The sequence below is a fragment of the Paenibacillus sp. FSL R7-0026 genome (assembly GCF_038004485.1).
GTDB lineage: Bacteria > Bacillota > Bacilli > Paenibacillales > Paenibacillaceae > Paenibacillus > Paenibacillus xylanexedens_A.
The window spans coordinates 3,188,401-3,205,401 of the sequence record NZ_JBBORG010000001.1 but is presented as its reverse complement, the minus strand read 5'-3'; the positions used below and the strand labels follow the sequence as shown (position 1 = coordinate 3,205,401).

Below are 17,001 nucleotides of genomic sequence, written 5' to 3'. Positions count from 1 at the left end.
AATCGTCACGATCACACGCAGCCTTACCGCCACGCACTATCCCCTGATCAATTTTCTTCTGTGAGCATGTATTCTTCTATTCTGCTGCTATACTCCCCATTTTCATTTCATGGTCGCCTGCTCCTTCCAGGAAGACCGTCACATGTTCTCCAATACACCAGCTGCATGCTTGGTTTCTTTATACAAAAAGTAATCAAAATCGGCATGTTTTCGGGTTCCGCCAAGATCCTGCACACAAAGACCGATATAGGTTCCCGTAAACCGGATATACTCCGGAGATTCATCGGACAGATGTGTGATATCAACCCACTCGCCTGCTGTATTCCAGGATGAATCACTATTTAACGCATAGTAAAAGCGGGCGCGATCTTGATCCACCACAGCCTTTAAATGGAGAATGTTCCCCGACTCTAGTGGAATATCCTCCAGCAGTTCGTCGTATACCCCGTATTTGGACTGAATACTCCCCAGGCACAGTCCTTTCTCTTCATGATACGTTACACGTAAATAGAGATAGTCCTGGGTATCGTAGTACAAAATCAATCCGGCCATTTGCTGTGGATGGTCCGGCGCAAATTCCAGACACGTCTCGGCTTCACACTCCAAGGCCTGAAGTCTCCGTGCGATCATGCTTTGCCTATGCGTTGAACTCATCGACTCCATGCCGTGCAATCGCAAGTAACCGGGACGTTCCGTCAAGCTGAGCCAAGTCGAGTCGGGTGGGATACGAAGTGTATTCCAATCCTGCCGAAGCTCGAAGTGATCAAAGTGATCCATTTCAGCAATCGGTTCGAACGGGTGTGACGGGATCATTGGTGCAGGCACCTGAACCTCCGGATATCGGTCACCGCTCGCAAGTCTCAGCCAGCCGTCTTCACTCCACGTACAGAGCTGAAGTGCGGTCTCACGTCCAAGAATGCAATATTTGTGATGAACGGGTCGTCCGACCAGATGAGCCATGTACCATTCACCGGTATGCGTTTCGATTAGACTACCGTGGCCTGCCTTTTGCAGAGCCAAATCCGGTCTGCCGTATGAAGTGAGGATCGGATTGGCAGGATCGACCTCGTAAGGGCCTTGTAACGTACGGGAACGTGCTGCGGTAACCGCATGCTCATAACCGGTTCCTCCTTCAGCCGTAATGAGATAGTAATAGTCTTTGTGTTTGTACAGATGGGGTGCTTCGGTCAGGCCTAATTCTGTTCCCTTAAATATGTTCATGGCCGGTCCGATCAGCTTATGTTCCTGGACGGAATATTCCTGCAGAACGATGCCTGCAAACCGGTTGTTGCCCTTACGGTGATCCCATATCATATTGACCAGCCATTTGCGTCCGTCTTCATCATGAAACAGGGAAGGATCAAAACCGCTGCTGTTCAGATACACCGGTTCGGACCAAGGGCCCTCGATATCCGTTGCTGTCACAAGGTAATTGTGGGTATCTTTAAAAGCACCTACCCGGCTTTTGACATCGGTGTATATCAGGTAAAACACACCGTTGTCGTAACTAAGACAGGGTGCCCATACGCCTCCGGAATTAATGTTGCCCTCCATGTTCAACTGCGTTACACGAGTCAGCGGAGAAGCAATTGGCCGCCAATGAACCAGATCCCGGGAATGGTGAATCCGTACACCAGGGAACCATTCAAAGGTGGAAGTGGCGATATAATAATCCTCCCCTGCTCGGCAGATGGACGGATCGGGATGGAAACCGGGAAGGATGGGATTGGTGATCATTTTCTTGATCTTATTCATGGAAGAAACCTCCGGTATGAAAGTGATGATCTGTACAACAGCAGATACACAAAAGGTGGATATCAGTACCAGCCTAGCGCTTTTTTGCCGGCTTCCAAGGCGGTTATGATCCGCTCTACATCGTACACATTCCCTCTCCAAGTCCCACCACTGACCGATTGCAATGCAGCCCAGAGCTTTGTATCATCCGGCAAAGCTTCATCAGGCCTCATATCCGGATGGAAGGACCTTTGTGCCAGGATGTGAGCACCTTCATCCGGCGAAAACTCCAGATCGCCTTCTCCGACAAAGTTAATGCTACCCTCCAGCGTGTTACGATCAACCGCGATGTCAATCAGGTCTCCGTTCCGCAGCTTGCCAATCGGTCCGCCTGCCAGCGCTTCGGGGCCAACATGACCAATACACGCTCCGGTGGAAACACCGGAGAACCGGGCATCCGTAATTAGTGACACGTATTTGCCAAAAGGCAAATGTTTAAGCGCAGATGTAAGCTGGTACGTCTCCTCCATTCCGGTGCCCGATGGACCTCGCCCAAGAAGCACAACAACGTCGCCAGCCAGAATACCTCCGGTCTTAATCGCATGGATCGCCTCACGTTCAGTGGTAAACACCTTTGCTCTGCCACGATGACGGTATACGCCATGCTCATCCAGCACAGCTGGATCAATAGAGGTTGATTTGATGACAGAACCTTCCGGTGCGATATTCCCGGTTGGAAATGTTACGGTTGATGAGATTCCAAGCCGCTGAGCGTGTTCTACACTCATGATGACACTGTCCGGATCGATGCCGTCCTGCTCTTTTAACTGCTTCCGCATGAGATGACGGCGTTCCGACGATTCCCACCAGTCCAGTACCTGACCCAATGAAGTACCTGTAACCGTTGGTACAGACTCATCCAACAGACCAAGCTGTCTGAGGTGGAGCATGACCTCCGGTACACCTCCTGCCTGAAAAACACGTATGGTCGGATAAAAGATCGGTCCGTTTGGCAGGGCACTAACCAGCCTCGGAACATTTTTGTTGACCTGTATCCAGTCCTGTACCGTGGGTACGGTTAAACCTGCTGCATGGGCAATCGCCGGTATGTGAAGAAGCAGATTGGTCGATCCGCCAAACGCGGCATGAACGGTCATCGCATTGCGAATGGATGCATCCGTGACAATGTCTGCCATCCTCATCCCCTGAGACTCCATATGGATGAGTGCACGTGACGATTGGCGTGCCATTTCATACCAGATGGGTTGCCCGGAAGGTGCAAGCGCCGCATGTGGCACTGTCATACCCAGTGCCTCTGCTACAACCTGGGCCGTAGCCGCGGTACCTAGAAACTGACAGCCTCCTCCCGGTGTAGCACAAGCTCGGCATCCTAAATCCGAAGCCATTTCCAGAGAAAGCTCCCCGTTGACGTACCGTGCACCGATGGTCTGAATTTTACCGGCATCCTCTCCATCGGTAGGCGGAAGTGTGACGCCGCCGGGAACGATTACACCAGGCAATTGCGGCATGCCGGCAAGTGCAAGCATCATCGCTGGAAGACCTTTGTCACAAGTGGCGACACCAAGCACGCCTTTACGTGTCGGTAGCGAGCGAATCAGTCTGCGAAATACCATAGCGGCATCGTTCCGGTACGGGAGTGAGTCAAACATGCCGGTTGTCCCCTGTGATCTGCCGTCACACGGATCGCTGACATATCCAGCAAACGGGATTCCTCCCCGGCTTGACAGTTCTTCTGCGGCAGCCTTCATCAGCAGGCCGACCTCCCAGTGGCCCGTATGGTAACCGAGTGCTGCCGGGCTGCCGTCTTCATTGCGTATGCCACCTTGTGTACTTAAGATCAGAAATTGTTTTCCGTTCAATTCCCCGGGCTTCCAGCCCATTCCAACATTCTGGGACATGCCAAACAAGTCGCCGCTTGGAGCATTCCGCAGCAAATCATCCGTTAAAGGCAGACGTCCGGCAGCCCCTGGAGCATGTGCTATGATATCGAAGCAGTTGGACGCGGTCTCTCCCATAATCGACGTAATCTGTTCGTACATGATAGCCTCCCACAGTTTATGACTTCACGAAGACCGTTTTGATGGCCGTGAAAAACTCGATAGCCGCTTGCCCCTGTTCTCTGGAGTGTGAACTTGACATCTTCATTCCGCCAAACGGAGCCTGCAGCTCTACGCCGGCCGTTTCTGCATTAATTCTGACGAGTCCTGCATCCATGTCCCGGATGAAAGACAACATGGCTCCAACGTTCTGTGTATAGATGGAAGCACTCAAGCCATAATCGCTATCATTAGCCGCTTCGATGGCTTCCTCCAGGGAATCTACCGCAATCAAGGCCAGAACCGGGCCAAAGATTTCTTCCCGGGCGATGGACATATGGGATTCGACCCCTTCAAATACGGTCGGCTGCACATAGAATCCCTCTTCGAGTCCCGGACCGTCCCCTCTTTTTCCGCCAGCGAGCAGAACGGCACCTTCATCTTGGCCTTTTTGAATATAACTCAGCACGGTATTGAGCTGTCCTTCGCTTGCACATGGACCCATCCAGCTTCCAGAAGACATGCCGTCACCCAGCCGGATTTCCTGGATTTGCGAGAGCAGCTTTTCTTTGAAGGCATCGTATACTTTCCGTTCAATAATGACCTTGCTGGTGGCCGTACATTTTTGCCCGGTCGATTTCAACCCACCGCTGATCGTGGCTTCCACAGCCAAATCCAGGTCAGCGTCAGCCGCGATAATAATCGGGTTTTTCCCACCCATTTCAAGTTGATACTTGGCCCCACGTGCCAGTGCTGCACCGCCGACCCGTTTGCCCACTTCATTGGAGCCTGTGAACGTTATTCCCCCCACATCCGGATGCTCAGCAAGTGCAGATCCGATCACTGAGCCTCTGCCGCATACCAGATTAAGAACGCCTGCCGGAATGCCCGCCTCTTCAAAACACTCCATTACTTTGGCCGCAGTGACCGCAGTTTCCTGAGCAGGCTTTAACACAACCGTATTGCCGTAGATCAAGGCCGGAGCCGTTTTCCAAATCGGAATGGCTACCGGGAAATTCCAAGGAGCAATAACCCCTACAACGCCAAGGGGTACGCGGGTCGTAAACATCAGCGCTTCGCTGTCCGTTGATGGAATGACATCCCCGGTTTTTCGCATGCCTTCTCCAGCGTAATACCTTAAGATCGCGACACCGCGCAGTGTCTCTCCTTTGGCTTCTGGGAGTGTTTTGCCCATTTCCCTGGTCATCGCCTCTGCAACTTCATCGGCCCGGCGTTCCAGCACATTGGCTGCCTGAAATAGATAGTTGCCGCGTTCCGCACCCGATAACCTCCGCCAATCTTTTGCTGCTTCCTTCGCCGCTGCAACAGCCCGGTTCAGATCCTCTACGCCTGAGGTGGGTACGTAGCCAACTACCTCCTTCCGATTCGCCGGGTTGATGCTCGGTTCGGTTTCACCGGATGTCGCCTTTACCCATTCTCCATTAATGTAATTGCTGTATGTCTGCTCTACCTGAAATGTGGTCATCGCATTCATCCTCCTTGTACATTAGTTTGAAATGACTGGATTAATAAGTGTCCCGATATCGCTAATGGATATTTCAATGCGGTCCCCTGGTGTAAGTGTAAAATCATTAGGAGGCACAATGCTTGTGCCTGTCAATAACACCGTACCGTCAAACAGATCGTTATCCCTGGCCAGAAAAGAGACCAGCTCATCGAGTTTTCGGTTTAACTCACTTGTGCTTGCCTCGCTTTTGACAACTATTTCTCCTTCACGATATATTTTGCAGACGATGCTGAACGCATATGGATTCTGCACCGTTTCCGCTAGACGAATGGCCGGACCTATCGAGCAGGAATTGCGCCACATTTTTGCTTGCGGCAGATACAGCGGATTCTCCCCTTCAATATCGCGGCAGCTCATGTCATTGCCAACGATATATCCAACAATGCTGCCATCTGCGGCAAGCACTAACCCCAGCTCAGGCTCCGGGATCTGCCAATTGGAATCGCTGCGAAGCGTGACTGCCTCAAGCGGTCCTATAGTGCGGGCTGCTGTAGATTTAAAAAAGATCTCCGGTCTTTCGGCATCATAAACTTTATCGTAAAAGGTCTTTGCATCCAGCTTGCCTTCCGTTGCTTCATAATTTCGCGCTTCGCGGCTGCGCTGATAAGTCACACCCGCCGCCCATACTTCCGGAGCTTCCAATGGAGTGATTAGATGCAAGGAAGTCCAATCGTCAGTTAACTTGTTTAATGGTTTAAAAGCGCTTTCAACAAGTTGAACTGGAGAAATTCCCTGCTTTCTTGCTTGATAGATCAAAGTCATAAAATCTGCTTGTGGCAAACGATACGCTTGTTCATCATCCGTAACGGCTGCCAACCACTTCTGTTGTCCGTCCAGAAATCGAATAATTCTCATTCAAGCTTGCCTCCATTTTTCCCCATCGGGTTGATAATACTACCATAGCACCCGCTATGGTTCATGACGATGTTCTAATCACTCCGACGATTTACCCTTTTCACGCATTTTTTTTCTGTTAAGATGAGGTTAGATCCGTTGAACTAAAGATGGTTTACGAGGATACTCCGATGACAGGATGTTGGTATATAGAATAGTACAAGGGGGTTGGTTTGCTGTGACCAGGCTTTCGGATGCTGTGTATTTAGGGCGTCTGCCCGATGTTCGCATGTCTTTTCAATTATTGGGGCTGCATGCAAGAAAAGTAGATTCCAGCTGGACTTATCCGTCTCACGAACATTCAATGTATGAAGTGCACTGGATGATGGACGGGCAGATGAACATGGTTGTCAACGGGCAGTCTTATCGTCAGTCGGTTGGTGACCTTCTGTTCATCCGGCCTGGTATGACCCACTCTTGCACCGGAGCCGGACCGGAGGGGTTCACTTATTTTTCCGTGCATTTCAGCATACACGATACATCCTTTTGCAGAGAACTTAACCGTTGCAAAGACATCTATTATCCGGCAAATTCAAATTTGGCTCTGGGGCTTTCGCCTTCCCTGTCTACCTTGTATGGTCTGGCCACAGAGCATTTGTCTAGCTCGCTAACTTCCTCCAAACAAATGAAGGTACATGCCGCCGTGTTTGAACTGCTCGGTTCCCTGGTCGGTCAGTTATCTCAGCAAGCCTCCGTTACGTTGTCGAGAAAAGAAACCATTGCCCATCAGATTGCTGAGCACATTGAGGATTCGGTAAGATATATCCATCTTCACGGGGAAATTCAGGAGAGCGATCGAACCTGGATTCAGGACATTGCCAAGTCGCTGAGCATTAGCCCGTCACAGGTTAATCGTATTTTTCGGCAGGTATACGGCATCGCTCCGCGCAAGTTTCTATCCGAAACCCTTCTGAACGAAGCTCAGCGACTGTTAAAGCAAACCGACCTGAACATAGATCATATTGCGATGATGCTGGGGTATAAGACCAATGCGCATTTTAGTCGCCAATTCAAGCGGTGGACAGGCATCGCGCCAAGCGAATATCGCAGCCATTCGCAGCAGGCTGGAGAAGCCAACGTTGCAGATGACTAAAAGTTTAATCATAAAAACCCCAATTGTCTGAGCCGCAGAGGCTGATCGGTCAGCAAAACAGCTACTGGATGACCAGCAGCTGCTTTGTTTTGTCTGGATTGCTCAGATCATGTGTTTGAGGATTACGCTAAAATAAATGATGCAAGGCTTGCACTTCCCGAACCTTTGTACGTAAAATACAAAGCTTGTATACCATCCGGAATGGTCATCTCGACTGAATAGAGTTTCCAATGATTGGTGAAATGTACCGGGATTGTACCCAGGACAGGACCGTTCCATGCGGTTTTGACCTCAAATACCCCGTGACAATATCCCCTTACCTTGATCGAGACCTGGCGAATTCCTCGGCAATCAAAGAATTTAAAACCTGCCGTTGCGGATTCAACCATATTGGCGATATATCCGACCTCTTCATCACCGTCTCTACCATCCTGGGTGATCTTTGGAAAGCGGCTGTCCAGCCAGGCTCCAGCCCCGAAACCTCCAGTGTACTTCTGATCATCTTTGGTCAAAAGATTACATGCAAGATAAGCGGGGTACTCGCCTTTTCCTTCAAGAGGTCTACCATTCGGACCACAGGAGGTCATTTCCACCTGAGGAATGCTGCCGTCCTCTTCAAAAGATATCTTCTCCATACAGGCCTGGCGGTTGAATGCGTCCCCATTGGTATGGCGGTGATAGAAAACATACCAGTCTCCGTTGATCTCCACAATGCTGCCATGGTTATTGCCTCCATAATACATGGGTTTGTCAGCAGGTTTGTAAGAGTCGATATGGAGATCACAGTTGCTTACGATGACGCCCTGATATGTAAATCCTCTATTTGGAAATAGGCTGGTGGCATAACATAATTCATGCATAACAATGGAGGAATACACCAGGTAGTAGGTATTACCTCTCTTCCGGATGGAAGGCGCCTCAAAAAATTCATGGCCCTCATAACCGCTACCCTCACTGTAAGGCCCGCTAGGTGCTACGAATACAGGTTCTTCCACAATCGTCAGCATATCCGGACCCAGCGTCGTGGCCATCGCGCCATGTCTTGATTGGTCTCCGGCCGCACAGAAGCCGGTATACAGATAAGTGTGCTGTCCTTCAGTCATCACGCCGGGATCGAACTGGGGCTCGTCCCCTTCTCTTTCGCCCAGACGTGTGCCGTCGTCATATTGTACATAACCATAGAATTCATATTTACCGGCAGGTGCATCACATACAGCCACGGAAACAACGGGTACCTTATCCAGCACATAATACAGATAATACCGCCCATCGGGACCCAGCGTAACATCTGGCGCATACAAGCACATATGGCCATTCGGATTCAGCGGGTCATCTGTTTTTCGGTAGATCACCCCTTCATTTCTCCAATTCCCCAGGTCATTCACGGGTGCAGACCAGCATACATAATCGTTCAGACAGAAGGCATGTCCGTTAAAACGGTCATGTGAACCATACACATACACTCTTTCATTGAATACATAAGGCTCACTATCAGGTACGTACTCCCAGGATGGAAGATATGGGTTAAACCCCTGCTTGTTCATTCCAGCTACACTCCTCATATCATCGTAATAGTACATTCGTTCTATGAAATAAAGATAACTCTCGTATAATAGAAAATAGCTAAGTAGTGTATTGAATATTCTTATCTACAACTTAAAGAGAAAGGGGAAGAACCATGACCTCTATTTTTTACGTGGAATGTGACGCGGTACATCAGAACCATTTTGTTTTTGATATCCCTGAAGGGCATGATGCCTGGTTATTAGTCATTACACAGACCCCTGCCCAATTTTGGGTTGATGGACAACTTAAGGAATACCCGGCTCATTGTGCTGTACTTTTCAAACCGTATCAAAAAATATATTATCGGGCTTGTTCAGAGCGCTATATTAATGATTGGATTCGTTTTGAAAGTGATGAACCGTTTGTAACCGATACCTCCCTTCCGCCAGGCACACCTTTCCCGCTGGATGATCCGGAATACTGTCATAAGCTGTTCCAATTGCTTGTTGCAGAGCATTCTTTTCAGAACGATTACCGGGAATCGTCCATCAATTGCCTGCTGCGAACCTTGTTCAATAAATTGCTCGAGTCTTGTGTCCAAGAGGATATTAACCCTCAGCACTATCCTCTGTTGAAGCTTCGAACGGCAATTCATAACCATCCCAGCCATCCTTGGACAATATCAGAAATGGCGAAGATCATAAACGTCAGTCCAGGGTACCTGCAGTTGATGTACAAGAAATCGTTTGGCCTCTCGTGTATGGAGGATGTTATTCATAGCAGAATACGTTTGGCCAAAGAATATCTCAGACATCATATGTATACGGTTGCAGAGATTGCTGATCGATGCGGTTACCGTAATGTTGAGCATTTTTGCAGGCAGTTCAAACAGATGACCGGTTCCTCGCCTAAACAGTTTCATAAACGACGTAAAGGTATCCCAGCTGACATAACAGAGTTGGGAGCTAAATCTCACTCTTAAGAGGGATGTACGTAGATCATTGGAAAAATTCCTACTTTGTCCAATAATGGGCGTTCAAACATACCTTAGCCATCCAACCGGATAAACGTCATCGAGGTTGTTAGCGTTCTCTGCTGTCATTTTAAGTTAAGGTTTTAGACTGTATGATGCAATGACATATTCTCAAGCATGATTGATCAATTATCATATTGTGATACCTTATAATGACATCATATTTCGTGCATATGCAGCCGCGCCGATCATCCCTGCTTGCCCGCCTAATTTCGCTTGCACTATTTTACATGCATCGGAAGAAAGTTTTAACGCATGATTCTCAACAGTATCACGCACTGTATTCAGTAATCGATCACCGGCTGCCGACATTCCTCCACCAACAATAATTACTTCTGGATTGAACAGATTGATTACATTGGAAAGACCAAATCCAAGAATCTCTCCGGTCTCATGCATAACCTCAACAGCAAGTGAATCTCCAAGATCGTATGCTTCCGAGATCATACGGGCAGTGATTGTCGTCCAATCCTCTCCCACCCATTCCATAATCATACTTGACCGGCCTTCCTCAAGCTTGTCTGTAAAGGTTTTGACGATGCCTATCGCGGACACGTATCTCCCCAGACAACCCGAACTTCCACAACGACAAGGCCGCCCCTCCCGGTACATATTCATATGACCGATTTCACCCGCACTCGATGTAGTACCGTAAAAAACCTTTCCGTCAATGACAATACCAGATCCAAGACCGGTGCCTAACGTAATCAATATCAGGTTTTTATACCCGCTGCCTGCACCGAACAGCCATTCACCATACAGATTTACCCGAACATCATTGTCGATATAAGCAGGAAATTCAAAATGATTTTTCATATGGTTAACGACATGAATGTTTTCCCAGTCTGGAAAATTAGGTGAAAATAGAGATAGTCCCTGCTCAGGATCTAATAATCCAGGAATGCCCATACCCATGCATAGAATAGATTCTGGCTGGATGCCCTCATAAGTCAGCATTTCTTGAATAATGTCTACCATTCGGTTTAACACGTGGAACGGCCCTTTTGCCGCCTCCGTAGGGTCACTTCTTTCATGAATTTTTTGAAACTCCATGTTGAAGATGGCGGACTTAATATTGGTTCCACCCAGGTCAATTCCGATTATGTATTTTCGCATAATAATCTCCGCTCTCATTTATTTTGATACCAAGGAACGTTACCCTGCTTTATTCTCTGGATCATCCAACTCCCGCATATGCTCGACGGAGTCACTCACTATAGTATAGGAACAGAGTTCGAAATTGAACAAGCAATCTAAAGAACGAGTTATCCTGATTGGAATCTTGGAGCTTAACCCCATTTCGAACTTTTGGGATTATTTATCAATACTTATATCTCCAAACAAAAGAAGTCACTAATTTAGTGACTTCTTCGGACATAAAGTTTCCTAATTATAAATTTTCTTTAACCTAAAAGGTTCTGATTCATCAATCCTTAATTAAGGGTTCTATTGGGATGAAGTGCACGAGCCATTGCATCCATATAACCCTGAACAGCGCGTTGACTCACTTCTGTTTCTGGAACAAGAATTTCAAAAAGGTGGAAGCAACCTGGATAGAGGTGAAATGCAACATCCACACCTGCTTGTGCTAGTCGTGCCACATACTCCATCGTCTCGTCCCGGAATAGATCGAGCTGACCTACACAAGTATAGGCTGGCGGCAATCCGGCCAAGCTCTCAGCTCTAGAAGGTACTGCATAAGAAGAACTTCCATTGACATCGTTCGCCTCACCAAGGTACATATTCCAAGCAGCCACGTTGTCCGTTCGGTTCCAGATTGAACCCTCTTCTGTAATCTCATGACTAGATGGCGTGATGTTACGATTATCTAACATCGGGTACAATGGCATTTGAAAAATAATAGACGGACCTCCTTTATCACGTGCCATCAGCGCGAGTGCTGCTGTCAGCCCTCCACCTCCGCTAGCACCAGCAATTGCAACCCGATTCACATCGATGCCAAGCATTGCTGACTCCTCCGTCATCCATACCAATCCAGCATAACAATCTTCAATCGCCGCAGGATATGGATGCTCAGGAGCGAGCCTATAATCCACTGATACGACAATACATTCTGCTGTCTGAACAAAACGTTCGCACAATTTGTCGTCCATATCTGGATGTCCTAACACGTATCCGCCCCCGTGAATCCATAACATGGCTGGCAGTAAATCATTCGTTCGTTCGACCGGCTCATAAATTTTGACCAGCATCTCACCTCCATCCCTCGGAATTTTCCGGCTAGTTGTGTTTACAAGCTCTGATTTCCTCACAGAGACAGCCGATACTAAGTTTCTGCTCCACTCTAAATTTTTCTCCAACTCAAACCCTGGAAATTGTGAATAAACCTCTCTTAATTCTGGTAATATACGTGTCTCAATACTCATGATAATTCCTCCAAATATAATAATGAATTCGTTCATTTATGTTTTTTAGTTAATCCTTATCTCATTTCAGCTTCCCACTTGGAAATTTCCTCTCGTACTCGCGGTGCAACCTCTTTACCGAGCAGTTCTATAGCCCGCATTACCAACTCATGTGGCATCGTGCTTAAGGGAACATACATCATGAAACGTGTAATTCCTACATGCTTGCGCAGATGAATAATTTTTTGAGCAACTGTTTCCGGATCCCCTACATACAACGCACCATCAGAGCTACGGGCAGCATCATAGCTGGAACGATCATAATATGCCCACCCCCGCTCTTTGCCTAGTTTATTCATGCCGTACTGAGTGGACGGGAAAAAGAGTTCTGCGGCCTTTTCTGTATCTTCTGCAACAAATCCGATAGAATGTGAACCTACCCGAAGCTGTGATACATCATGACCAGCATGAGTTGCCGCCTTTTTATACAGTTCTACAAGTGGCGCAAATTTCGTTGGATTTCCACCGATAATTGCCAGAACTAGTGGCAGACCTAGAATTCCAGCACGTATGGCAGACTCCTGAGTACCTCCGCTACCAATCCATACAGGTATAGAATTCTGAACAGGCCGCGGGTATACCCCCAGATTATGTATCGCTGGTCGATGGCCTCCACTCCAAGTTACTTTTTCGGATTCCCGTAATTTAAGAAGCAGTTCAATATTTTCATTAAATAAATCCTCGTAGTCATTCAGGTTATAACCAAACAGTGGAAAGGACTCAATGAAGGAACCCCGACCTGCTATAATCTCGGCACGTCCATTGGAGAGACCGTCAAGCGTGGCAAAATCCTGAAACACACGGACAGGATCTGCTGAAGATAAGACCGTCACAGCACTTGTCAAACGAATCCGTTTTGTGAGGGGCGCCGCAGCGGACAACACCATTGCTGGTGAAGATGCTGCATAATCATCACGATGATGCTCACCTATGCCAAACACATCAAGTCCTACCTGATCTGCAAGGACGATTTCTTCCACGACTTCTCGCAATCGCTGTGCGTGACTCATGACAACGCCGGTCTTCGTATCAGGCTTTGTTTCTACGAATGAAGTAACACCTATTTCCATAATTAATCTCTCCTTATATTTTTCTTTCCTTAAGAGGAATGCTTAAGACAACGGATTAAAGCCGTCCAATCCAACTCACCATAACCGTGGGTAATTCCTTCCGAGAGGTGTTGATGAATAAGCTGACCTAAAGGTAGTGGAGCTTGAACTGACTTGGCTGCCTCGATAGCTAATGCAACATCCTTTAACCCGAGCTTCATTTTAAAACCGGCTGGTTCAAAGCGCTGTTCGGTCATGATCGCGCCATAGTTCTGATATACCGGAGATTGAAAAAGAGCATTCACAACATCCATATATCGGGACGGCTTAATGCCGTGCTTTTCAACCATGAGCTGCGCTTCCGACAAAGCTTCCAGCATTGAAGCAATTAGAAAGTTAACGCCTATTTTGACAATGTTACCTTCTTCGCCATGATCCCCAATCTCAAATATCTCTTGACTTAATGCTGTTAACATGGGAAGTACTCGTTGTCTTGCATGTTCCGGACCAGCTAAAATAATGCGCAATGTAGCTGCTTTAGCGGCATCCGGGCGCCCCATTACGGTGGCAGACACAAAGTGCTGGTGTCTCTCCGCATGCAAAGCGGATAATTTTCGAGCCAGATCTACGCTGATCGTACTGGCAGATACGTGAATTCCATTTTCAGATAATCCGTTCAGAACTCCAGTTGGTCCCTCAACAATCTCTCTCAAAGCAGCATCATCAGATAACATGGTAATTACAAGATTGCTTTCTTTCGCTGCCTCTAGTGGTGTTTGGACATACCGTGCTCCCTGTTTTATTAATGGTTCAGCTTTTTCAGGGGTCCGATTAAAGATGACTACGTCATAACCCGCTTTCAACAGGTTTTGTGCCATTGGAAGGCCCATATTTCCAAGTCCAATAAACGATACCTTCATTGGTTGCATCTCCTTATAGTTAATGGATTGTTTCTATAACGGAATGAATGTTCCAGAATAATCAAAAAAAATTATGGTCTTACAGATACTCTTCAAATGGCACCTTCAAAATATGAGGAATATAATAACGGAACAATCATTCCAATATTGCTAAAAAAAATTATATCCCTGCAATTATATAGCTAATCATCTCTTTTGCACTTTCTGGATTTTGACCTGTTTTGGCCATAATATTTATGCTTTGATGTAAATTCAGCAATAAATAAGACAATGTTTTGATATCTGTTGTTTTATCTATCTCTTCCGATTGTTGGCCCTTCTCCAAAAGCTCACAAAATGCTTGTTCCAAATCCGAAAAACTAGTCTGTATCAAGACATTTATCTGTTCATCTGGTGACTCCAATGTTGTAGCTGTATTCGTTACAAAACATCCGCCCGGTAGGCTGGTATCGTATGCCGAAGCAATATGATACTCAAAAAATTGAAGAATTCCATCTCTTACGCTTGATGCTTGTTCAAGAATAGTCTGCTTATTGGAACTCCCTTTTTTATAATGCTCCAGGGCATCTCTGTACAAGGTTTGCTTGTCGGAAAACGTATCATAAAGACTGGATCGGCTAATGCCCATCACTTCCAGTAAATCCGGTATGCTAGCAGCCTCGTATCCTTTTTTCCAAAACAACAGCATTGCTTCGTGTAACGCTTGATTTTTGTCAAATTCTTTAGTCCTGGCGATAAGTAACACCTCCCGTTTCAGAAATATAACATATCTGAACTGATCAGTCCAGAAAAGAATTTCGCAGATTGTCGATCCTTATTGAAAATTTATCCATTAAAGAAATATATATGCTATATTTGATAGGTAACTTAAAACATATTAAGGAAAAGAGGATGTTCTATGAAAAAAGTCTTTTTATCTTGCCTTGCCATGTTTATGTTTTTGATTTCATTTTCACCCGCGACTTCCGCTGCCAGTGGAGATCGGCTGATTTATGACATTATGTATAATGTCGCAGGTGGAGGGTTAGTGTCAAACAATAACAGGTTCTCCTTTCAATTTGATAATTATGGGGATGCGCAGATCTGGGATGTCAAGTCACGTAAAATGATATGGCACAGCAACACTAAAGACACAAGAATACATAAACTCCAGATTAATTATTTCAGCGGGAAGTTGGTCATATCAGATCCGCAAAACACACCTTATTGGACATCGGACAACCTGGCCTGGGCTAAGGCATGGTACGGAGCAGACAATGTGCCAGCCAATCTTAGAGGCAATGTGCTCATCATGCAAACTGACGGCAATCTGGTCCTGTACAATAATGAAAATTCATCCTTGGGCTGGTATCCTGTCTGGGCTTCGAATACAGGTGGACAGTAGATAACATAACAGTAATTTGTAAATGGATTGTTGCTCTAATCTATCATAATTATGTAATGTGATTCTCGTTATAACTTTGTTATACACCAAAAAGATCTCTTGTGCAGTGAATGCTGAAGAGATCTTTTTTTATTTTACATAAAACCGTCAATTACAACTCAAAAAAGCCAAGAACTGAGAAGCAAGAATTACCCATCCCTGAAATTACACTGGATCTGGCGTTCCAGTCCTGCTTCTCGATTTCTTAAATAGTAAGATAGCAAGAAGTAAAGCAATTCCTACAGCTCCAAACCCCAACCAATTTAAATAGAGGACAGATGTACGACTGATCACAATCCCACCTAATCCAGATCCCAGTGCAAAACCAAATTGGATAAATGACGTATTTACGCTAAGGGCAATGTCGGGATTACGAGGTGCCAGTGTAACCAGATATAGTTGCTGGGCCGGAGATATGCTCCACGTTGCTAACATAAAAATCATTAAAACCAAGATTAACATTATAAGATTAACTCCAGCTAGAGCAAACAAAAGAAGAGTTATGCCTTGTAACAGAAGGCCTAGACAAATTGTAAACTTTGATCCCTTTGCATCTGCCAATTGTCCGCCCACTTTTGATCCGACAAAGCTGCAAATTCCCGCGAGAAACAGAACACCGCTTATCTCGGTCATGGAAAGAGAAGACGTAGCTTGCAAGAAAGGCGTAATATACGTGAACAGTGTCGAATAGCCGCCGATATACAATAACGTAATAAGCAAGGCAGTCAGAATGAGTGGATTTTTCAAAATGGAGAGCTGCATTCTGAGGGTGATCTTTTCTTCCTCTTTGATTGCCGGAACCTTTTTGTAGATAATAAGTAATGGAAGAACACTTAACAATCCAATGAATATAAATAGAACTCTCCATCCAAACATTTCACTAAAAAATGTGCCCAATGGGACACCGAGCACTAGCGAACTGCTTAGCCCCATCAAAATGATGCCGATGGCATTGCCCCTTTTTTCTTTTTCAACCAGTCGTGTCGATACGGCCATTGCTACTACGGTAGCCACTCCTCCGCTAGCCCCTTGAATAATTCGCACCCATAGTAAAGTTTCGTAAGAAAGGTCAACAAGCATAAGTCCATTGCTGGCAATAAACACACTGAGGGCGGACAACAGTAACTTCTTGCGATCCATATTTATTGTAATTGCAATGAGAATTGGAGCGATAATGGCCGCTGCCAGAGCGAATACAGTCACCAGTAAACCCACTTCGGAAGTAGATACGCTCAAGTCTGAGGCGATCATTTCTATGACTCCTGTAATAATGTATTCAAGGGTTCCGATCAGAAAAACAGCCAATGCCAAGATATATATAATCCATTTATTTTTCAC

14 protein-coding genes are annotated in these 17,001 nt (G+C 46.4%); 3 read left to right on the top strand and 11 right to left on the bottom strand.

What is annotated here, in order from left to right:
• Positions 1–138: 138 nt before the first annotated feature.
• The 4 genes from MKY44_RS14345 to MKY44_RS14330 all read right to left on the bottom strand — a co-directional run bounded on the left by MKY44_RS14345 (position 139) and on the right by MKY44_RS14330 (position 6,174).
• Positions 139–1,755, bottom strand: a complete 1,617-nt coding sequence (locus MKY44_RS14345; RefSeq protein ID WP_341007599.1) for a glycoside hydrolase family 43 protein — start codon at positions 1,753–1,755, stop codon at positions 139–141.
• A 62-nt stretch (positions 1,756–1,817) separates the two neighbouring features.
• Positions 1,818–3,794 carry a YjhG/YagF family D-xylonate dehydratase gene (locus MKY44_RS14340; RefSeq protein ID WP_341007598.1) on the bottom strand — a complete coding sequence of 659 codons (1,977 nt, stop codon included), beginning with the start codon at positions 3,792–3,794 and terminating at the stop codon, positions 1,818–1,820.
• A gap of 16 nt (positions 3,795–3,810) precedes the next feature.
• Complete coding sequence (gene gucD, locus MKY44_RS14335; protein ID WP_341007597.1) at positions 3,811–5,277, bottom strand: alpha-ketoglutaric semialdehyde dehydrogenase GucD; 1,467 nt, start codon at positions 5,275–5,277, stop codon at positions 3,811–3,813.
• Between the two features lie 21 nt (positions 5,278–5,298).
• Positions 5,299–6,174, bottom strand: a complete 876-nt coding sequence (locus MKY44_RS14330; protein WP_341007596.1) for a fumarylacetoacetate hydrolase family protein — start codon at positions 6,172–6,174, stop codon at positions 5,299–5,301.
• A gap of 217 nt (positions 6,175–6,391) precedes the next feature.
• On the opposite strand from MKY44_RS14330, the gene MKY44_RS14325 reads away from it, so the two are divergent.
• Entirely contained in the window at positions 6,392–7,306 is a 915-nt protein-coding gene (locus MKY44_RS14325) for an AraC family transcriptional regulator (RefSeq protein ID WP_341007595.1), read from the top strand.
• A gap of 122 nt (positions 7,307–7,428) precedes the next feature.
• Here the strand turns inward: MKY44_RS14325 and MKY44_RS14320 are convergent, their stop codons facing one another.
• Complete coding sequence (locus MKY44_RS14320) at positions 7,429–8,850, bottom strand: family 43 glycosylhydrolase (protein WP_341007594.1); 1,422 nt, start codon at positions 8,848–8,850, stop codon at positions 7,429–7,431.
• A 134-nt stretch (positions 8,851–8,984) separates the two neighbouring features.
• On the opposite strand from MKY44_RS14320, the gene MKY44_RS14315 reads away from it, so the two are divergent.
• Complete coding sequence (locus MKY44_RS14315; protein ID WP_341007593.1) at positions 8,985–9,794, top strand: helix-turn-helix transcriptional regulator; 810 nt, start codon at positions 8,985–8,987, stop codon at positions 9,792–9,794.
• Between the two features lie 198 nt (positions 9,795–9,992).
• Here MKY44_RS14315 and MKY44_RS14310 read toward each other — a convergent pair whose 3' ends face one another.
• The 5 genes from MKY44_RS14310 to MKY44_RS14290 form a co-directional block, all read right to left on the bottom strand.
• Positions 9,993–10,961 (bottom strand): ROK family protein, encoded by a 969-nt coding sequence (locus tag MKY44_RS14310; RefSeq protein ID WP_341007592.1) that lies wholly within the window; start codon positions 10,959–10,961, stop codon positions 9,993–9,995.
• 317 nt (positions 10,962–11,278) lie between these two features.
• Positions 11,279–12,232 (bottom strand): alpha/beta hydrolase, encoded by a 954-nt coding sequence (locus MKY44_RS14305; protein ID WP_341007591.1) that lies wholly within the window; start codon positions 12,230–12,232, stop codon positions 11,279–11,281.
• A 56-nt stretch (positions 12,233–12,288) separates the two neighbouring features.
• Positions 12,289–13,341 (bottom strand): LLM class flavin-dependent oxidoreductase, encoded by a 1,053-nt coding sequence (locus MKY44_RS14300; RefSeq protein ID WP_133384898.1) that lies wholly within the window; start codon positions 13,339–13,341, stop codon positions 12,289–12,291.
• 29 nt (positions 13,342–13,370) lie between these two features.
• Positions 13,371–14,240, bottom strand: coding sequence for an NAD(P)-dependent oxidoreductase (locus MKY44_RS14295; RefSeq protein WP_341007590.1), 870 nt, complete (start codon positions 14,238–14,240; stop codon positions 13,371–13,373).
• Between the two features lie 160 nt (positions 14,241–14,400).
• On the bottom strand, positions 14,401–14,985 hold the full coding sequence (locus MKY44_RS14290; protein ID WP_341007589.1) for a TetR/AcrR family transcriptional regulator: 585 nt from the start codon (positions 14,983–14,985) through the stop codon (positions 14,401–14,403).
• Positions 14,986–15,138: 153 nt separating this feature from the next.
• On the opposite strand from MKY44_RS14290, the gene MKY44_RS14285 reads away from it, so the two are divergent.
• Complete coding sequence (locus tag MKY44_RS14285; RefSeq protein WP_341007588.1) at positions 15,139–15,624, top strand: hypothetical protein; 486 nt, start codon at positions 15,139–15,141, stop codon at positions 15,622–15,624.
• 204 nt (positions 15,625–15,828) lie between these two features.
• On the opposite strand, the gene MKY44_RS14280 is transcribed toward MKY44_RS14285, so the two are convergent.
• The gene (locus MKY44_RS14280) at positions 15,829–17,001 is read right to left on the bottom strand and encodes an MFS transporter (protein ID WP_341007587.1); all 1,173 of its coding nucleotides are present in this window, start codon (positions 16,999–17,001) and stop codon (positions 15,829–15,831) included.

Excerpts from the sequence above, each read along its gene's own strand:
- MKY44_RS14345 (WP_341007599.1), bottom strand. The coding sequence starts at position 1,755 with ATGAATAAGATCAAGAAAATGATCACCAATCCCATCCTTCCCGGTTTC.
- MKY44_RS14340 (WP_341007598.1), bottom strand. The coding sequence starts at position 3,794 with ATGTACGAACAGATTACGTCGATTATGGGAGAGACCGCGTCCAACTGC.
- gucD (WP_341007597.1), bottom strand. The coding sequence starts at position 5,277 with ATGACCACATTTCAGGTAGAGCAGACATACAGCAATTACATTAATGGA.
- MKY44_RS14330 (WP_341007596.1), bottom strand. The coding sequence starts at position 6,174 with ATGAGAATTATTCGATTTCTGGACGGACAACAGAAGTGGTTGGCAGCC.
- MKY44_RS14320 (WP_341007594.1), bottom strand. The coding sequence starts at position 8,850 with ATGAACAAGCAGGGGTTTAACCCATATCTTCCATCCTGGGAGTACGTA.
- MKY44_RS14315 (WP_341007593.1), top strand. The coding sequence starts at position 8,985 with ATGACCTCTATTTTTTACGTGGAATGTGACGCGGTACATCAGAACCAT.
- MKY44_RS14310 (WP_341007592.1), bottom strand. The coding sequence starts at position 10,961 with ATGCGAAAATACATAATCGGAATTGACCTGGGTGGAACCAATATTAAG.
- MKY44_RS14305 (WP_341007591.1), bottom strand. The coding sequence starts at position 12,232 with ATGAGTATTGAGACACGTATATTACCAGAATTAAGAGAGGTTTATTCA.
- MKY44_RS14300 (WP_133384898.1), bottom strand. The coding sequence starts at position 13,341 with ATGGAAATAGGTGTTACTTCATTCGTAGAAACAAAGCCTGATACGAAG.
- MKY44_RS14295 (WP_341007590.1), bottom strand. The coding sequence starts at position 14,240 with ATGAAGGTATCGTTTATTGGACTTGGAAATATGGGCCTTCCAATGGCA.
- MKY44_RS14285 (WP_341007588.1), top strand. The coding sequence starts at position 15,139 with ATGAAAAAAGTCTTTTTATCTTGCCTTGCCATGTTTATGTTTTTGATT.